The sequence below is a fragment of the Oxalobacteraceae bacterium OTU3CAMAD1 genome (genome assembly GCA_024123915.1).
Taxonomy (GTDB): Bacteria; Pseudomonadota; Gammaproteobacteria; order Burkholderiales; family Burkholderiaceae_D; genus Rugamonas.
The window spans coordinates 6,983,248-7,000,587 of sequence record CP099650.1; the positions used below are offsets into that span (position 1 = coordinate 6,983,248).

At 64.1% G+C, this 17,340-nt stretch carries 21 protein-coding genes; 7 read left to right on the forward strand and 14 right to left on the reverse strand.

The window, feature by feature from the left end:
* Position 1: 1 nt before the first annotated feature.
* The 6 genes from paaG to paaA all read right to left on the reverse strand — a co-directional run bounded on the left by paaG (position 2) and on the right by paaA (position 4,570).
* On the reverse strand, positions 2 to 793 hold the full coding sequence (gene paaG / locus NHH88_29890; GenBank protein ID USX13810.1) for a 2-(1,2-epoxy-1,2-dihydrophenyl)acetyl-CoA isomerase PaaG: 792 nt from the start codon (positions 791 to 793) through the stop codon (positions 2 to 4).
* 12 nt (positions 794 to 805) lie between these two features.
* Positions 806 to 1,885, reverse strand: coding sequence for a phenylacetate-CoA oxygenase/reductase subunit PaaK (paaK, locus tag NHH88_29895; GenBank protein ID USX13811.1), 1,080 nt, complete (start codon positions 1,883 to 1,885; stop codon positions 806 to 808).
* A gap of 5 nt (positions 1,886 to 1,890) precedes the next feature.
* Positions 1,891 to 2,445: a phenylacetate-CoA oxygenase subunit PaaJ gene (gene paaJ, locus NHH88_29900; protein USX13812.1), complete on the reverse strand. Its 555-nt coding sequence runs from the start codon at positions 2,443 to 2,445 to the stop codon at positions 1,891 to 1,893.
* Between the two features lie 10 nt (positions 2,446 to 2,455).
* The gene (gene paaC / locus NHH88_29905) at positions 2,456 to 3,208 is read right to left on the reverse strand and encodes a phenylacetate-CoA oxygenase subunit PaaC (protein USX13813.1); all 753 of its coding nucleotides are present in this window, start codon (positions 3,206 to 3,208) and stop codon (positions 2,456 to 2,458) included.
* Positions 3,209 to 3,220: 12 nt separating this feature from the next.
* Entirely contained in the window at positions 3,221 to 3,505 is a 285-nt protein-coding gene (gene paaB / locus NHH88_29910) for a 1,2-phenylacetyl-CoA epoxidase subunit B (protein ID USX13814.1), read from the reverse strand.
* 78 nt (positions 3,506 to 3,583) lie between these two features.
* Positions 3,584 to 4,570 carry a 1,2-phenylacetyl-CoA epoxidase subunit A gene (paaA, locus tag NHH88_29915; protein ID USX13815.1) on the reverse strand — a complete coding sequence of 329 codons (987 nt, stop codon included), beginning with the start codon at positions 4,568 to 4,570 and terminating at the stop codon, positions 3,584 to 3,586.
* 182 nt (positions 4,571 to 4,752) lie between these two features.
* Between paaA and paaX the strand changes: the two genes are divergently transcribed.
* Positions 4,753 to 5,691 (forward strand): phenylacetic acid degradation operon negative regulatory protein PaaX, encoded by a 939-nt coding sequence (gene paaX / locus NHH88_29920; GenBank protein USX13816.1) that lies wholly within the window; start codon positions 4,753 to 4,755, stop codon positions 5,689 to 5,691.
* Here paaX and NHH88_29925 read toward each other — a convergent pair.
* Positions 5,683 to 5,919 carry a DUF4160 domain-containing protein gene (locus NHH88_29925; GenBank protein USX13817.1) on the reverse strand — a complete coding sequence of 79 codons (237 nt, stop codon included), beginning with the start codon at positions 5,917 to 5,919 and terminating at the stop codon, positions 5,683 to 5,685. The genes paaX and NHH88_29925 overlap by 9 nt on opposite strands.
* Positions 5,920 to 6,112: 193 nt before the next feature.
* Here NHH88_29925 and NHH88_29930 point away from each other — a divergent pair, with 193 nt between their 5' ends.
* Both NHH88_29930 and NHH88_29935 read left to right on the forward strand, forming a co-directional pair.
* Positions 6,113 to 7,243, forward strand: coding sequence for a M14-type cytosolic carboxypeptidase (locus tag NHH88_29930; GenBank protein USX13818.1), 1,131 nt, complete (start codon positions 6,113 to 6,115; stop codon positions 7,241 to 7,243).
* Positions 7,244 to 7,384: 141 nt separating this feature from the next.
* Positions 7,385 to 8,551 carry a hypothetical protein gene (locus NHH88_29935; protein USX13819.1) on the forward strand — a complete coding sequence of 389 codons (1,167 nt, stop codon included), beginning with the start codon at positions 7,385 to 7,387 and terminating at the stop codon, positions 8,549 to 8,551.
* A 14-nt stretch (positions 8,552 to 8,565) separates the two neighbouring features.
* On the opposite strand, the gene pmbA is transcribed toward NHH88_29935, so the two are convergent.
* Positions 8,566 to 9,918 carry a metalloprotease PmbA gene (gene pmbA, locus NHH88_29940; GenBank protein ID USX13820.1) on the reverse strand — a complete coding sequence of 451 codons (1,353 nt, stop codon included), beginning with the start codon at positions 9,916 to 9,918 and terminating at the stop codon, positions 8,566 to 8,568.
* 94 nt (positions 9,919 to 10,012) lie between these two features.
* Between pmbA and NHH88_29945 the strand changes: the two genes are divergently transcribed.
* The 3 genes from NHH88_29945 to NHH88_29955 all read left to right on the forward strand — a co-directional run bounded on the left by NHH88_29945 (position 10,013) and on the right by NHH88_29955 (position 12,045).
* Entirely contained in the window at positions 10,013 to 10,615 is a 603-nt protein-coding gene (locus NHH88_29945; protein USX13821.1) for a DUF615 domain-containing protein, read from the forward strand.
* A 3-nt stretch (positions 10,616 to 10,618) separates the two neighbouring features.
* On the forward strand, positions 10,619 to 11,266 hold the full coding sequence (mog, locus tag NHH88_29950; protein USX13822.1) for a molybdopterin adenylyltransferase: 648 nt from the start codon (positions 10,619 to 10,621) through the stop codon (positions 11,264 to 11,266).
* Positions 11,267 to 11,379: 113 nt separating this feature from the next.
* Positions 11,380 to 12,045 carry an alpha/beta hydrolase gene (locus NHH88_29955; GenBank protein ID USX17478.1) on the forward strand — a complete coding sequence of 222 codons (666 nt, stop codon included), beginning with the start codon at positions 11,380 to 11,382 and terminating at the stop codon, positions 12,043 to 12,045.
* Here NHH88_29955 and NHH88_29960 read toward each other — a convergent pair.
* From NHH88_29960 to NHH88_29975, 4 genes are all read right to left on the reverse strand, one after another.
* A complete protein-coding gene (locus NHH88_29960) occupies positions 12,029 to 12,265 on the reverse strand; it encodes a hypothetical protein (GenBank protein USX13823.1) in 237 nt (78 codons plus the stop codon). The two genes, NHH88_29955 and NHH88_29960, sit on opposite strands and share 17 nt — an antisense overlap.
* 301 nt (positions 12,266 to 12,566) lie before the next feature.
* Positions 12,567 to 13,091 carry a hypothetical protein gene (locus tag NHH88_29965; protein USX13824.1) on the reverse strand — a complete coding sequence of 175 codons (525 nt, stop codon included), beginning with the start codon at positions 13,089 to 13,091 and terminating at the stop codon, positions 12,567 to 12,569.
* Positions 13,091 to 13,399 carry a hypothetical protein gene (locus NHH88_29970; protein USX13825.1) on the reverse strand — a complete coding sequence of 103 codons (309 nt, stop codon included), beginning with the start codon at positions 13,397 to 13,399 and terminating at the stop codon, positions 13,091 to 13,093. The genes NHH88_29965 and NHH88_29970 overlap by 1 nt, the downstream gene beginning before the upstream one ends.
* A 35-nt stretch (positions 13,400 to 13,434) precedes the next feature.
* A complete protein-coding gene (locus tag NHH88_29975; protein USX13826.1) occupies positions 13,435 to 13,989 on the reverse strand; it encodes a carboxymuconolactone decarboxylase family protein in 555 nt (184 codons plus the stop codon).
* A gap of 125 nt (positions 13,990 to 14,114) precedes the next feature.
* Here NHH88_29975 and NHH88_29980 point away from each other — a divergent pair, with 125 nt between their 5' ends.
* Positions 14,115 to 15,446, forward strand: coding sequence for an aspartate aminotransferase family protein (locus NHH88_29980; protein ID USX13827.1), 1,332 nt, complete (start codon positions 14,115 to 14,117; stop codon positions 15,444 to 15,446).
* Between the two features lie 81 nt (positions 15,447 to 15,527).
* Here the strand turns inward: NHH88_29980 and NHH88_29985 are convergent, their stop codons facing one another.
* Both NHH88_29985 and NHH88_29990 read right to left on the reverse strand, forming a co-directional pair.
* Positions 15,528 to 16,379, reverse strand: a complete 852-nt coding sequence (locus NHH88_29985) for a fumarylacetoacetate hydrolase family protein (GenBank protein ID USX13828.1) — start codon at positions 16,377 to 16,379, stop codon at positions 15,528 to 15,530.
* Positions 16,380 to 16,410: 31 nt separating this feature from the next.
* Positions 16,411 to 17,340, reverse strand: a complete 930-nt coding sequence (locus tag NHH88_29990; protein USX13829.1) for a 2OG-Fe(II) oxygenase — start codon at positions 17,338 to 17,340, stop codon at positions 16,411 to 16,413.

Here is a 17,340-nt window from a genome sequence, read left to right on the forward strand (position 1 = left end):
CTTATTTCCCCTGGAATTGCGGTGCGCGTTTTTCCATAAAGGCGGCGACGCCTTCGCGGTAGTCCTCGGTGCGACCCAGTTCGCTCATCATGCCGCATTCGAGCGTCAACTGCTGTTGTAAGGTGTTGTGCGGACTGGCGTACAGCGCCTGCTTGGTGAAGGCCAGGCCCTTGGTTGGCGCGGTGGCGAAGTGGCGTGCCATGGCCATGGTTTCGGCGGCCAGTTCCTCGTCCGGCACCGCTTTCCAGATCAGGCCCCAGGCTTCGGCTTTCTCGGCGCTGAGTTTTTCGCCCAACATGGTCAGGCCCATCGCCCGGGCGCTGCCGATCAGGCGTGGCAGGAAGTAGGTACCGCCGGTGTCCGGGATCAGGCCCAGTTTGCAGAACACTTCGACAAACGATGCCGACTTGGCGGCGAGGACGATGTCGCACGCCAGCGCGAGATTGGCGCCGGCGCCGGCGGCCACGCCGTTGACGGCGCAGATGACGGGCATCGGCAAGCCGCGCAGCGCCAGCACCAGCGGCGCGTAGTTCTTTTCGACAGAGTCGCCCAGGTCGACGGCACGCGCTCCCGGCTCCACCGCGCGGTCCGACAAATCCTGGCCTGCGCAGAAGCCGCGCCCGGCGCCGGTGAGTATCAACACGCGCACGCTCTTGTCGGTGCCGACCTTGTGCACGGCGTGCCGCACCTCGTCATGCATCGCCTGCGTGAAGCTATTGAGCTTGTCGGGACGGTTCAGCGTGAGCTGGGCGATGCCGTCGTTGATCTCAAAAAGGATGTTCTCGTAGTTCATGGCGTCTCCGTTTTATTCGGCCTGGTCGAAGTCGATGACGACTTTATCGGTGATGGGGAAGCTCTGGCAGCTGAGGACATAGCCACGCGCGATCTCATAGTCTTCCAGCGCGTAGTTGACGTCCATGTCGACTTTACCTTCGAGCAGTTTGCAGCGGCAGGTGGAGCACACGCCGCCCTTGCACGAATAGCGCATGTCGATGCCGGCGCGCAGGCCGGCATCGAGCAGCGATTCCTTGTCCTGGTCCATGGTGAAGCTGCTGGCGCTACCATCCATGATGACGGTGACTTCGGTTTCGTGGCGCGCCGCAGCCGGATCGAGCGCGCGCGGCTTGTGCTGGTGTTTGGGGATGCTGGCGGCGAACAGTTCGACCTTGATGTTCGACTTCGGCATACCGGCTTCCTGCAGCGCTTCGGATACGCCCAGCATCATGTCTTCCGGACCGCAGATGAAGGCGACGTCGATATCGTCCACGCGTACCCAGTGGCGCAGGAACTGCGCGCATTTGTCCTTGGTGATGCGTCCGTTGAACAATTCGATGTCCTGCTGCTCGCGGCTCATGACGTAGGCCAGCTTCAAGCGGTCCATGTAAGTGTCTTTGAGGTCCGACAGTTCTTCCTTGAAGATCACCGACGACGAGGCGCGGTTGCCGTAAAAGAGCGTGAAGCGGCTGTGCGGTTCGGCCGCCAGCGTGGTCTTGATGATCGACAGGATGGGGGTGATGCCGCTGCCGGCGGCGAAGGCCAGATAGTGCTTGTGGTTGGCGGCGTCCAGCGGCACGTTGAAATGGCCCATCGGCGGCATGACGTCGAGCGTCAAACCAGGTTTGATCGACTCGTTTGCCCAGCTGGAGAAAAGCCCGCCCTGCGTGCGCTTGATGGCCACGCGCAGCGCGCCGTCCTGCACGGCCGAACAGATCGAGTAAGAGCGGCGCACGTCCTCGTCATCGATGATGGCGCGCAAGGTCAGGTGCTGCCCCTGCTGGAAGCGGAAGCTGTCTTGCAGCTCGGGTGGTAGGGCAAAGGTGACGGCGATGGTGTCGCGCGTTTCGTTGCGCACTTGCGAGACGGTCAGCGGGTGGAATTTGCTCATGGTCGTTAGTGGCACTTGAAGTAATCGAAAGGCTCGCGGCAGTCCAGGCACTTGTACAGCGCCTTGCAAGGCGTGGAGCCGAACTGGCTGGTGACCTCGGTGTGGTGTGAGCCGCAATTGGGACAGGCGATGGCAAGGCGCGGCTGCGGGCGGCGCGAGATGGCCGCCAGCGCGCCGCGTGGACCACCCGTCAGGCCGCTGATGTCGATCACCTGTTCGGCCGGCGGCGCGATGCCGTAGCCCGACAGCTTGGCCTTGCCCTCCTCGCTCATCCAGTCGGTGGTCCAGGCGGGCGACAGCTGGTTTTGCAGGCGCACATCCAGGACGCCATGCGCGTGCAGCGCCTCGGTGATCGCCTCGGCGATCACCTGCATCGCAGGGCAGCCGGAATAAGTCGGCGTGATGGTGACCGTGCAGGCGCCATCGTCCAGCCGCACGTCGCGCACGATGCCCAGGTCGACGATCGAGATGACCGGGATTTCGGGATCGGACACCTCCGCCAGCCACGACCAGACCTGGGCGGAGTTCAACACGGGGGGCTCTAAAACAGCGGCAGTCATCTTGATACTCCTACCACTCGGCGCCGGGATAGGCGCGCTGCAGGAACTGCATCTCGGCCAGGATGTAGCCAAGGTGCTCGGTGTGGCGCCCCTGCTTGCCGCCCTTTTGCATCCAGGCGTCGGCCGGCGGCATGGTCAAGGTGGCTTCGGTGAAGATCTCGGCAACGTGCGCCAGCCATTGCGCGCGCAGTTCGTCGGCCGGCGGCGCGATGCCCTCGTCCACCATGGCGTTGTCGATGGCGTCGTAGGCGAACACTTCGCCGCTGTACATCCACAGCTCGTCGGCGGCGGCCTGCGTGCGCGCGTGCGCCAGTTCGGTGCTGTCGCCCAGGCGCACGATCAAGTCGCCGCTGCGGCGCAGGTGGTACGTGACTTCTTTGAGCGATTTCTCGGCGATGGCGGCGATGCGCGGATCGGCGCTGCGCGTCAGGCCTTCGATCAGGAAGTAGTGCCAGGTGTCGAAGTAAAACTGCCGCATCATGGTGTCGGCGTAGTTACCGTTCGGCTGTTCGAGCAGCAGGCAGTTCTTGAAGTCATGGGCGTCGCGGTGGTAGGCCAGCTTGTCCTCGTCGCGGCCGGCGCCTTCCAGTTCGGCGGCGTATTCGTACCACAGGCGGGTCTGGCCGAGCAGGTCGAGCGCGACGTTGGTCAGCGCCATGTCCTCCTCCAGCGCGGGGCCTTTGCCGCATAGTTGCGAGAGCTGCTGGCTAAGTATCAGGGCGTTGTCGCCCAGGCGCAGAAGGTAATTGACTTTGTTATCCACGATGCGCTCCGCTTACAGGTTCTTGACTTCGGCCGGCATCGGGAAGAAGGTCGGGTGGCGATAGACCTTGCTGTTGGCCGGCTCGAACAGCGCGCCCTTGTCGCTTGGGCTGCTGGCGACGATGTCGGCGGCGCGCACCACCCAGATGCTGACGCCTTCATTGCGGCGCGTGTAGACATCGCGCGCGTTGTTGACGGCCATTTCGGCGTCCGGGGCGTGCAGGCTGCCGACGTGTTTGTGCGCCAGGCCGTGCTGGCTGCGGATGAAGACTTCCCACAGGGGCCATTCTTTGCTCATGTCTTGTTCCTCCTTTTTTTGCTGGTGGCTGCGCTTTGGGCCGATTACGCTTCGCTAATCCGCCCTACGTGGATCCGATCAAGCGGCGGCTTTCGTGGCCTGCTTTTCGGCGTGGACGACCAGCGCTTCGCGGAACCATGCGCCGTCCTCCCAGGCTTTTACCCGGGTGCGCAGGCGCTCGCGGTTGCACGGGCCGTTGCCCTTCAAGACGTTGTGGAATTCGCTCCAGTCGATGGCGCCGAATTCGTAGTGGCCGGTCTCCGCGTTGAATTTCAGGTCCGGGTCCGGCACCGTCAGGCCGAGGAACTCCGCCTGCGGGACGGTCTGGTCGACCATGCGCTGGCGCAGTTCATCGTTGGAGAACAGTTTGATGCGCCACTGCGCCGATTGCGCGCTGTTAACCGATTCGGCGTCCGAGGGGCCGAACATCATCAGCGACGGCCACCACCAGCGATTGAGCGCATCCTGCGCCATCGCCTTTTGCTCCGGCGTGCCCCGTGCCAGCGACATCATGATGTCGTAGCCCTGGCGCGCGTGGAACGACTCCTCCTTGCAGACGCGGATCATGGCGCGCGCATACGGGCCGTACGAGCAGCGGCACAGCGGGATCTGGTTGATGATGGCCGAGCCGTCGACCAGCCAGCCGATGGCGCCCATGTCGGCCCACGACAGGGTCGGATAATTGAAGATGCTGGAGTATTTGGCTTTGCCGCTGTGCAGGGCGGCCAGCAACTCGTCGCGCGAGACGCCCAAGGTTTCGGCGGCGCTGTACAGATACAGGCCATGGCCCGCCTCGTCCTGGATCTTGGCCAGCAGGATGGACTTGCGCTTCAAGGTCGGCGCGCGCGTGACCCAGTTCCCTTCCGGCAGCTGGCCGACGATCTCGGAATGCGCGTGCTGGGAAATCTGGCGGATCAAGGTTTTGCGGTAGGCATCCGGCATCCAGTCCTTGGCCTCGATCTTGACGCCGTCGTCGATGCGGGCCTGGAAGGCGCGCTCGTCGGCGGCCATGTCGTCGGCCGTGCGTACGGTGCTCAGGCCGGTTTCCACCATTTGTGCGTACATAGCTGTCTCCTCGTGTCACATCATATTACGATACACAATCTCATTTTACTACGATTTTTTTGAATCATATTAGAATAGAGTATCCCGATAGAAAGAAGCCACAAGCGGGCGACAAATAAATGCTGCGCCGCAGTCGAGGCAAAGTAAACTATTGTTTCCATGTACAGAACCGACGTTTGCCTATGAATTATTCCGAATGGATAGCGGATTGCCTCGCCGGCGATCCGCCGCGCTCGAAGTCGCTGGTGGTGACCATCTTCGGCGACGCCATCGTGCCGCACGGCGGCATGGTGTGGCTCGGCAGCCTGATCGAGTTGCTGGCGCCGTTCGGCGTCAACGACCGGCTGCTGCGCACGTCCGTGTTCCGGCTGGCGCAGGAAGGTTGGCTGGGCGCGCAGCGCGACGGCCGGCGCAGCTCGTACGCGATTACGCCCGACGCGATGGCGCGCTTCGTGCACGCCTACCGCCGCATCTACGCGCCGCTCAATGTGCATTGGGATGGCAGCTGGACCTTGGTGCTGAATGGCGACGGCGCGCTCAACGCTGCCGAGCGCAGCGCCGTGCGCAAGGAGTTGCTGTGGGAAGGTTACAGCGTGATCGCGCCCGGCATCATGGGGCATCCGGCGGCCGACGGCGGCGCGCTCAACGAGTTGCTCAAGCGGCTGGGCGTGGTGGGCAAACTGTTCGTGGTGCAGGCCAAGTCGATGGAGCGCGTCGCCGGCCGGCCGTTGAGCGATCTGGTGGCCAGCGGCTGGGATGTCAGCGACGTGGCGCTGGGGTACGAGAGCTTTATCGCGCGCTTCGAGCCGCTGTTGGCCGCGCTGCGCGGGCAAGGCGGCGAAGTCAAGCCGACGCCGGAGCAGGCATTTGTGATACGGACACTATTGATACATGCCTACCGGCGCGTGCAGTTGCATGATCCGCAATTGCCGGTGGAGTTGTTGCCGACGCCGTGGCCGGGGGCGCTCGCCTACGAGCTGGCGCGCGGTATCTATCAGGCGGTCTACGCGGATGCCGAGCGGCATGTCGAAGCAGTGCTGCGGCGCGAGGATGACGCCGCGCCCGCCGCCGAGCCGGCGTTTTTCGAGCGGTTTGGCGGACTAACGTCAGGGCTAGCGTAACCACGTGCGCCAGATCTGGCGCATTTGCACAACATGGTCGGCGATGAATTGTTCGGCCTCGCGCAGTTGCCGGTTCGATAAGCCGGTGTGCCACACCAGCGCGACATCGGGCTCGAGCCAGAACTTGGCCGTGCCGTCCGGGTGCGACACGTGGATGTGCATGCGCTTGTCGCCCCGGGCGAAAAAATAGTAGCGGAAGTCGTCGGCCTGGAATAGCGGCGGGTTCATGGCGGGCTCCTGGGCGGCGTTGAAGTCACTTCAACTTAGCAAACCGGCCGGCGTCCGGCTTGCGCTGGCGCAGGCGCACTTTGACCAGCGGCCGATCGGCGGGCGCCCGGCGCCGCCGCGAGCCTGTATGATGTCGGCACTGCGCCAAAAGTGCAAAAATACTCTTTACACTGAATCCACCAGGACTTACGCAATGTCTATCAAAATCAGCCAGCAATTCGACGCCGGCGCCATCGAAGTCGTGCGCGCCGACGATCCGGCGGCCATCGACCTCAACATCCGCAAGGATTCCCACGCCGACATCACGCAATGGTTTTATTTCCGCGTCCAGGGCGCCAAGGCGACGCCGTTGAACCTGCGTTTCCTTAACGCCGGCGCCGCCGCCTACCCGGACGGCTGGAAGGATTACCAGGCCGTCGCCAGCTACGACCGCGACAGCTGGTTCCGCGTGCCGACCACCTATGACGGCCAGGTCATGACGATCAGCCACACGCCGGAATACGACAGCGTCTACTACGCCTATTTCGAGCCGTACTCGTGGGAACGCCACTTGGCGCTGCTGGACAACGCGCAACTGTCGCCGCTGGTCAAACAGGTCGACCTGGGTAGCACCATCGACGGCCGCGACCTGAACATGCTGGTCATCGGCGATCCGGAAGCGGAGCAAAAGGTGTGGGTCATCGCGCGCCAGCATCCGGGCGAGACGATGGCCGAATGGTTTGTCGAAGGCATGGTCGAGGCGCTGCTGGACCCGGCCAATCCGTTCGGCCGCCAATGCCTGAAGGAAGCGGTGTTCTACGTGGTGCCGAACATGAATCCGGACGGCTCGGTACGCGGCAACCTGCGCACCAACGCGGCCGGCGCCAACCTGAACCGCGAGTGGCTCAATCCGACGATGGAACGCAGCCCGGAAGTGTTCCTGGTCAAGAACAAGATGCTGGAGATCGGCTGCGACCTGTGCCTGGACATCCACGGCGACGAAGGCTTGCCGTACGTGTTCGTGGCCGGCAGCGAATCGTTGCCGGAGTTCACGGCGGATCAGGCCGAGGCGCAACAGTATTTCATCGACAACTTCCTGATCGCCAGCCCGGACTTCCAGGACGAGTATGGCTACGGCGAAACGCCGTACACGCCGGAAACGTTGACGATGGGCTCGCCGCACATCACCCATGCGTTCGGTTGCCTGTCGCTGACCCTGGAGATGCCGTTCAAGGACAACGCCAACGATCCGGACCCGGACACGGGCTGGAACGGCGCCCGCAGCGCCGAGCTGGGCCGCGCCGTGTTGCAGCCGGTGTTGCAGTCGCTGCTGGCGCAGCAGTAAAGATGGAACCCCGGGCCGCCGCCATGGCGGCCTGAACGGCGCTTGAGCTCAGCCTCTGCGGCGCGACAATATGCGTGTCGCGGGGAAAAATACACTGGACCTCATACGGCACATCCCGCGTGCCGTTTCGGGAGGTTCAGCATGATCACCTTGATACTGTCGATGCGCCGCGCGCTCGCCTGCGCCATACTGCCCGCCCTGGCATTGCTGCTGGGCGCCTGCAGCACCCCCTACAGTCCACCACAATTTGTCGAGCCGAACCCGCAATTCCCCGGCCTGATCGATCTCGCCGCGCGCGCCGACGGCCGTCACGCCGACGTGTTGCTGGTGCACGGCATGTGCACGCACGACGCCAGCTGGGCGGCGCGAGTCGTCGCCCAGCTGACGCAGGCGCTCACCGACGCCACCACGCCACCCGATGCCCGGCCCCACACTGTGCCCCGCCCCGCCGTCGATCCGCAGATCCAGATCGTGCCGTCGACGGTCGAGACCCCGGCAGGGCGGCTGCGCTTCGATGCGCTGATCTGGTCGCCGCTGACGGTGCCGCTCAAGCGCCAGCTGTGCTACGACCAGACCGACAAATCGCCCATCTGCGCGGGCGAGCCGCCTTATCCCTTCATCCGCGCGCGCATCAACGCCCGCGTGAAGGATGTGCTGATCGACGATTGCCTGCCCGATCCGTTGATCTATCAGGGGGTGGCGCGCGACGAGATCCAGCGCCGCATGCGGGACGCGATCTTGCAGGTGCTGGCCGCCAGCGACGCGCCGGCGGGCTTGCCGCTGATGGTGGTGTCGGAGAGCCTGGGCAGCAAGATCCTGTTCGATACGCTGCTAGGCATGACGCACGAGCAAGCCGACTCGCGCGCGTCGCAAGTGGCGATACGCGCCGTCGATCGCTTGCGCTTTCTGGTGATGGCGGCAAATCCGATTCCGTTGCTGTCGCTGGCCGATCAGCAGATCACGGGAGGGGATGTGGGTGCGGTTCGCCAGGCTGTACCGGTTCCGCCCGACAGTTTGCAAGTGCTGTTGCAGGAGCGTCTGGCACGGCGGCCCCGTTCCTTGTTGAATCCGACCCTGCCCCTGGTCGCGTTGAGCGATCCGAATGATTTGCTGTCGTACACGCTGCCGTCCGAGCGTTATGCGCGCGAGGATGTCACGGTGTACAACATCCTCGTGTCCAACGCGCCGACCTGGCTGGGTTTGCTGGAGCGCCCGGACCGCGCCCACCTGGATTACCTGGACAATCCGGACGTGGGCCGGTTGATCGCCTGCGGCCTGCCGTCAAGCGCGCTTTGCAAGCCGAAGTAGCGAGACGCTGATCGTCAGCCGCCCGCCACCACCATGTTCTCGATCAGGATAGAGCCGGTTTCCTTGTTGCCGCGCACCAGCGTATCGGTGCCGACGGCGACGATCTGCGCCAGCATGTCTTTCATATTGCCGGCGATGGTGATCTCCTCGACCGGATACTGGATGATCCCGTTCTCGACCCAGAAGCCTGACGCGCCGCGCGAATAATCGCCGGTCACGTAGTTGGTCCCCTGGCCCATCAACTCGGTCACCAGCAGGCCGGTGCCCATTTTCTTCAGCATCGCCACGAAGTCGTCGCTCTTTTTCGTCAACGTCGACGTCAGCGACAGGTTGTGCGAGCCGCCGGCGTTGCCGGTGGTCTTCATGCCCAGCTTGCGGCCCGTGTACGTCGACAGGAAGTAGCCCTGCACCACGCCATCCTTGACCACGTCACGCTTGACGGTGCGCACGCCCTCGTCGTCGAACGGCGCCGAACCCACGCCGCCGACGATGTGCGGGTCTTCCTTGATCTGCACATGCTTGGGCAGCACCTGCTTGCCCAGCGAGTCGATCAAAAAGCTCGACTTGCGGTACAACGCCCCGCCGGACGTCGCCTGCACGAAGGCCCCCAGCAGACCAGCCGCCAGCGGCGCCTCGAACAGCACCGGGCAAGTGCGCGTATCGATGGTGCGGGCGTTCAGGCGCGCCAGCGCGCGCTCGGCGGCGTAACGGCCGATGGACTCGGGCGACGACATCTTTTTAGCGTCGCGCACCGACGAATACCAGTCGTCGCGCTGCATCTTGGAGCCCTTGCCGGCGATCGGCGCCACCGACAGCGTGTGGCGCGAGAACGGATAGCCGCCGATGAAACCGCGCGAGTTGGCCGACACGAAATGCGACTGCTGCACATGCACGTTGGCGCCCTCGGAATTGGTCACGCGCGGATCGACGTCGAACGCCGCCGCCTCGGCGCGTTGGGCCAGCGCCACAGCTTCCTCGGTGCTCAAATCCCACGGATAGAACAGCTTCAGGTCGCGCGGCGACAGTTCCAGCATGTCCTCGTCGGCCAGGCCGGCGCAATCGTCGTCGGCGGTGAAGCGGGCGATGTTGTAGGCCGCTTCCACCGTCGCCTTCAGCGCCGCCGGCGAAAAATCGGAAGTGCTGGCATTACCGCGCCGCTGGCCGATGAACACCGTCACGCCCATACCCTTGTCCTTGTTTTGCTCGATCGTCTCGATTTTGCTCTTGCGGACGGACACCGACAAACCACTGCCTTCGCTGATTTCGACGGCGCAATCGGTGCCGCCCTGCCCCTTGGCAAACGCCAGCACATCGCGTGCGAGCTGCTTCAACTGGTCCTGAGTGTGGGTGAAATGGGTATCGCTCATGGGCTGTTTTCTTCGGTTGGCCGCTAAAACAGTTATCATAGCAGTCGTTTACAGTTTACAGGGGCAGGTACACGCCCCACCGAAAGTTGATATTATGGTAAATCCAAATCGCGGCGCGGTCGGCTTCAGCTCCACCGAATTCGAGCAAGAATACGAACGCCCTTCCAAATCCGAGATGAAGCGCCAGTCCGACGCCCTGCAGAAAATGGGCGAAACGCTGGTCGAAGCGGCCCGTGACCGCGTCAAGCGCGTGCCGATGCCCGAGGACGTGCGCGACGCCATCCTCGAGTGCCAGCAAATCACCAACCACGAGGGCCGCCGCCGCCAGATGCAGTTCGTCGGCAAGAAGATGCGCACCCTCGACGAAGCCGAAGTGGCCGAGATCCAGAAAGCCATCGACAGCTGGAAAGGCGCCTCCAAGTCGGAGACGGCCGCCATGCACGCGCTGGAACGCCGCCGCGACAAGCTGCTTGCCGATGACAAGGCGCTGACCGTGCTGCTCGAAGAGAACCCGGAACTGGACGTGCAGCAGCTGCGCACCCTGATCCGTAACGCGCGCAAGGAACAGGCCGAGAACAAGCCGCCGAAGGCCTACCGCGAGATCTTCCAGATCCTTAAGCAGGTCGAGGGCAAGAAGAAGCAAGCGGCCACCGACGAAGGCGACAACGCCGACGACAGCGAGCAAGATGACGAGTAATAGATGACGAGTAATACAGCCATAGACGGCGTCACCGCCGTCGATCCCGCGCAATTGCTGGTCATCGGCCTGGTGTCGGTCTCGGACCGCGCCAGCGGCGGCGTGTATCAGGACCAAGGCATCCCGGCGCTCGAGGATTGGTTGGCGCGCACGCTGACCACCCCCTATCGCCTTGAAACCCGCCTGATCGCCGACGAGCGCGCGCTGATCGAAGCCACGCTGACCGACCTTGTCGACATCGACCGCTGCCACCTGGTGCTCACCACCGGCGGCACCGGCCCGGCGCGGCGCGACGTCACGCCGGAGGCCACGCTGGCCGTCGGCACCAAGGAAATGCCCGGCTTCGGCGAGCAAATGCGTCAGATCAGCCTGCACTTCGTGCCGACCGCGATCCTGTCGCGCCAGACGGCGGTGATCCGCGAGACGCCCGACCACGCGGCCCTGATCATGAACCTGCCGGGCCAGCCGAAAGCCATCGCCGAAACCCTGGGCGGGCTCAAGGACGCCGACGGCGCCGTCATTACCGGCGGCATCTTCGCCGCAGTGCCCTACTGCATCGACCTGATCGGCGGTCCCTACATGGAAACCGACCCGGCCGTGTGCAAGGCGTTCCGTCCCAAATCCGCGCTGCGCCCGCAGCCGGCCGCCTGAAGCGACACCCCATGGCCGGCATGCGCGCCTCGCGCCGCCGCTGGCTGGGCGCCGCCGGCGCCGCCGGCCTGCTATATTTCGCCCAACGACTATCCGCATCCCCAAGGAGCCCCATGAGCACGCTGCTGCAAACGATCGAAAAAGAAACCGGTGCCAATCCGAGTGTCGCCATCATCTGGATGCACGGCCTGGGCGCCGACGCCAACGACTTCGCGCCGATGCCGCAGGAGCTCGACCTGCGCGGCCTGCCGCCGATCCGCTTCGTCTTCCCTAATGCGGAGACGATGCCGGTCACGGTCAACGGCGGCTACGTCATGCGCTCGTGGTACGACATCGTCGCCAGCGACCTGGGACGGCAGGAGGACGAGGCGGGCCTGCGCGCCTCGCAGCTGAAGGTCGAAGCGCTGATCGCGCGCGAGAACGCGCGCGGCATCCCGACCTCGCGCATCATCCTGGCCGGCTTCTCGCAAGGCTCGGCGATGACCTTGCAAACGGGCGTGCGTCAGAAGGAAAAGCTGGCGGGCATGATGTGCCTGTCGGGCTACCTGCCAATCGCCGCCAAGGCCGGCGCCGAGCACACCCAGGAAAGCCTGGCTACGCCGATCTTCATGGCGCACGGCCGCATGGACCCGGTGGTGCCGCTGGCGCGCGCCGAGCAATCGCGCGACGCGTTGAAGCAGCTCGGCTACGACGTCGAATGGCACGAATACCCGATGCAGCACTCGTTGTGTCAGCAAGAGATCGTCGACATCAGCGCCTGGCTCAAGCGCGTTCTTTGATACAGGCGTCGGCCAGTTGCTCCCATTCCGGCTCAACGCGGTCGGAGTTGGAAAGCAAGATGATCGACATGCGCTGCTGCGGAAGACGCAGCAGCAGCGTGTGAAAGCCCCACAGCGAGCCGCCGTGGAAGACCACTTCCTGGCCGCCGCGCCGGGTCCATTCCAGGCCGAAGCGGTAGTCCGGCACCGTGCCGTCGTCCAGCGGCGACGGTTGCAGCATCGCGTCCAGCAGACTGTCGGGCTGCGCCCATTGCCGGTGCCAGCTTTATCGGCGGCGGCGGAGAGCAAGTTGCGAGCATTCGGCGAACTGCCAGCAGGCTTTAAATGGCTTCTCCCGTTAATAAAGCATGAGTAGGAAGCCTCCACCGCCAACAGACGCCATCGCTGGCCTTCATTTACCACTACAGCAACGCCACTGGGTTGGGTTAGCGACCATGCGGCGTCAATGCCAAGTATTACGTCCTTCACTTCGTGGCCTCCCTGGTCCGTCGCGTTCTCGGTAGTCTGGTTCAGTTCTAACGCTACACCGTGCCAGCGGCCTCGCGCATGTGCGTGAAATTAATGGCGTCGCCACCAGTCGAGACTGCGGAAATGTGTAGGTCGAGATCGTCCGTCAACAGCAAGGTATTTTTCTGCACCAAGGAAGTCAAACCGGCATCGGTTAACCCTAGTCGCGCGAACAGATTGGCATCGATCGCTGGACCATCCACATGGCATGACTTGAGCAAGCCGGGGCTTTCCAGGCAAAACAATGGATAGAGCCGCAGCGACAGCTCGTGCCTTAATCCGCCGCCAACAATCTGTCTGGCCAAATTGCTGGTCTCGGTCAACACGTGCTGGGTAGTAAGAATTTGACCAAACAGGCCAACAAACTGGGATACAATATCCGCATCGTCGATGCCATATTTGGACAAACGCTTTTGGCCTATCGCCGATGGCAACAACTTCCCGAATAGGTATAACAACAAGACATTGGTATCGATAAGAATGCCACGAGCGCTATGCTTACGGACCAACTTGAGCAATTGTTGCTCCAGGCTGGACATTACGATACCTGCCGAATATCCATTTTGACAAACTCGCCCGAAGCCGCATCGATAAAGACCGTTTTATAAACGCGATGGTCGATTTGGCTGGGCGCAGGATTAAAGATGGCGCCAATAGTGTTCGGGGTCTGCATGACCACCCCATTGTGCCGTAGAAATCCAAGCGTTACCGCCCACAGCTCACGGCCGTTATCTTTGATCTTCTCGATCTCCTCCAAGGCCATCGCCTTCGGAGGATCATCCTCGTATAACTCGAGCAACGCGTCCTTGGCGGCCTTCACCGCCTCCTTCACATTGATTTCCGCCATGACGAACCCCTTGAACGTTAGGCATCAGTATAAAGCTATTCCGGCAGCGGCACGGCGGCGGATGCCGGCACCTCCGTCTGGGCCGCGTTCATCACCATCGCCAAAAAAGTGTAGTAGCCGTTGATCCCCATCAAATCGACGACGCCATGCTCGCCGAACATCGCCAGCGCCGCCGCGTACGTGTCGTCGTCGACGCGCTGCCGTTGATGCAGCATCACGCAGAAATCGTGCACCAGCGCTTCGTCCGGCGCCATGTCCTCGGGCCGCCGGCGCGCCGCGATCGCCGCGATCACGCCGTCGGCGATGCCGTGGTCGCGCGCGATCGGCTCGTGGATCGCCCACTCCACCTGCTGGCTCCACTGGCGCGCCGTCACCAGGATCGCCAGCTCCGTCAGCCGCGTGCCGATGGCGCTGCGGTAGCGCAGGTACTCGCCCATGCGCTGCGCCGCCGCCATCAACTCCGGACTGCGGACCAGCGGCACGAACGGCCCGTACAACGCGCCGCGCGGGCCGTCGATGACCGCCTGCGCCGCCACCTGCTGGCTCGCGCTCATGTGTGCGAAGGGAATCGGTCCCAGTCGATCGTTCATAGCATTCTTCCTTGTGGCTTTGGGAAACAATTTACTTATGTTCAGGCATTTATCAAGGGAATACAAGCCGATCGGCGCTATCTTCTGCTGTCGGTCACACTCTTCCCCACGCCAGAAAGGACGCCATGAGCCACATCATCCACCGCAACCTGCGCCGCCCGCCGCCCCTGGCCGTCAGTGCCTCCGGGCTGACGGTGCGCGACAGCCAGGGCAACAGCTATCTTGATGCCAGCGGCGGCGCCGCCGTCTCGTCGCTGGGCCACGGCCACCCCGACGTGCTGGCCGCGATGCACGAACAGATCGACCGCAACGCCTACGCCCACACCGCCTTCTTCACCTGCGAACCGGCCGAGGAACTGGCCACCCGGCTGGCCAACGACGCCCCCGGCGACCTCAATCACGTCTACCTCGTCTCCGGCGGCTCGGAGGCGATGGAGACGGCGCTCAAGCTGGCGCGCCAGTACTTCGTCGAGGCGGGCAACACCGAACGCAGCGTCTTCATCGCACGCCGCCAGAGCTATCATGGCAACACGCTCGGCGCGCTGGCCATCGGCGGCAACGAGTGGCGCCGCCGCCCCTTCGAGCCGCTGTTGATGAACGTTCCGCGCGTGTCGCCCTGCTACGAATACCGCCACCGTCCCAAGGACCAGAGCGTCGACGACTACACCGACGGCCTGCTGCGCGAGCTGGAGGCGCGCATCCTCGCCGCCGGGCCTTCGCGCGTGATCGCCTTCTGCGCCGAGACGGTGGTCGGCGCCACCTCCGGCGCCGTGCCGCCCACGCCCGGCTACTTCCGCGGCGTGCGCCAGCTGTGCGACCAGTACGGCATCCTGTGGATCGCCGATGAAGTCATGTGCGGCATGGGCCGCACCGGCACCCTGTATGCGTTCGAGCAGGAGGGCGCGCTGCCCGACCTGGTGGTGCTGGGCAAGGGCCTGGGCGCCGGCTACCAGCCGATCGGCGCGGTGTTGGCGCGCGAGCACATCGTCGACCGCCTGCGCGGGGGTAGCGGCGCTTTCCAGCACGGCCACACCTACATGGGACATCCGATCGCCGCCGCCGCCGCGCTGGCGGTACAGAAGGTGATCCAGCGCGACAGCCTGTTGGGCGAGGTGACGGTGCGCGGCGCCAGCTTCCGCCGCATGCTGCGCGAGGCGTTCGGCGAGCATCCGCATGTCGGCGATATTCGCGGGCGCGGGCTGTTTATCGGGATGGAGATGGTCAAGGATCGCGAGAGCAAGGCGCCGTTCGATCCGGAGCTCAAGCTGCACGCGGCGATCAAGGAACAGGCGATGGCGGTGGGATTGATGGTGTATCCGATGGGCGGCACCATCGACGGCCGGCTGGGCGACCATATTTTGCTGGCGCCGCCGTTCACCAGCACCGAGGCGGAGTTGGCGGAGATTACCACGCGTCTTAAGGATGCCGTTAAGCGGGCGTTTGCCAGTGTGTTGTGACACCACGGACATCAAACCGCACACCGGACGATGGGGTCGTACCCGCTCGGGTACGACCCCGCGAGGGAGCGTAGTGCGGGTTTAGCGCGCTTGCCAGGCGATGACGTCCTGCTGCTGCTCACCCAGGCCGGCGATACCCAGGCGCAGCGTGTCGCCTTTTTTCAGGAAGCGCTGCGGCTTGCGCGCTTGCCCCACGCCCGGCGGGGTGCCGGTGGCGATCACGTCGCCCGGCTCCAGCGTCATGAACTTCGACAGATAGCTGATGATCTGCGCCACCGAGAACACCATCGTTTCGGTGCATCCGGTTTGCATGCGCTTGCCGTTCAGATCCAGGTACAGATCGAGCTTCTGCACGTCGTAGATGTCCTCCTGCGTCACCAGCCACGGGCCGATCGGGCCGAAGGTGTCGCAGCCCTTGCCCTTGTCCCATTGCGTGCCCATCTCCAGCTGGAAAGCGCGCTCCGAGACGTCGTTGACCACGCAATAGCCGGCCACGTATTTCAGCGCGTCCTGCTCGCTGACGTACTGCGCGCGCGTGCCGATCACCACGCCCAGCTCCACTTCCCAGTCGGTTTTCTTCGACCCTTGCGGCAGCATCACCGGATCGTCGGGGCCATTGACGCAGGTAACGGCCTTCATGAACACCACCGGCTCCTTCGGCGCAGGCATGCCGATTTCGGCCGCGTGGTCGGAATGATTGAGGCCGATGCCGATGAATTTGCCGACGCGCGCGATCGGCACGCCGTAGCGTGGATTGCCGCGCACCAGCGGCAACGATGCCTGGGGAATTTTCTCCAGCTTGCGCAGCGCCTTTGCCGACAGCTGCTCGGCGCCGATGTCGTCGATCACGCCGGACAGGTCGCGCAGCTTGCCTTCGTCGTCGATCAGGCCTGGTTTCTCTTTGCCGGGACGGCCGTAACGCACAAGTCTCATACAGTTCCTTGGTTAAGATGTCTGCGACATTCTAACCGTAGCGTCCCTGTCTCAACCACTTGTTGGCGATGATCTTGGTGCCGCTGACCACCGGCGCGCCGCCGTGCAGCGTTTGCCGGTCCGGCTGGTGGTTGGCGTCGGTGTTGAGGAACCACAGCGCGTTGCCCTTTTTAGGGAACACTTCCAGCCCGATGCCGGGGAAGACGGTGCCGCCGCCCTGCTCGACATCGCTCAGATAGAGGATGAAGGTGGCCAGGCGCTGGCCGCCGCGCTGCAAGTGGCTTTGATGGCCGCTGCTGTCGGGGTCGAGCCAGTCGAAGTGCGGCCGGTACTCCTGGGTGCTGTTGTACTTTTGCAGCTGGAACGGTTCGCCGCATTCGGCCGGCCAGTGCGCCAGCGCCGCCAGGCGCCGTTCGATGCGCTCGGCCACCTCGGCCTCGCCGCGCTGGATGAAGGCCATCTCGCTGGTGCGGCCCTCGTGCACCACGCTGGCGCCGTCGGCCTCGTCGGTGACCGTCGAGCGGGTGTAGCGCGTGCCGCAATGGGCGACGATGGCGTCGCACTCCTCCATGCTGAGCACATTGCCGAGCAGGATCACCTGCGGCTGTTTGAGCACAAACAGCAGCTCCACCTCGCGGTCCGGGGCGGCGACGCGATTGCGTTCGATGTCGATGAAGGGCATCTGCTGCGGCGCCACGAAGACGCTCTGCGCCGCCACCGGCTCACTGACGCCGGCGCCGTCGCTGCCATCGGCCCGGGCCCGCATGCGCAGGGCTTCGTCGATGGCGGCGCTGGCCGCGGCCATGCTGTACTGGCCCGAGCGGGCCATGCTGTTCGCCATATCCAGCGGGCTGCACGCGCGCGCCAGATTCTCCTTGATCCAATCCTGCCAGCTGCGCGGCAGGGAGGTGAACGCGTTGTCCGCGCTGTTTCCGTTCTGGGCCTGTTGAAGTTTGGTCAT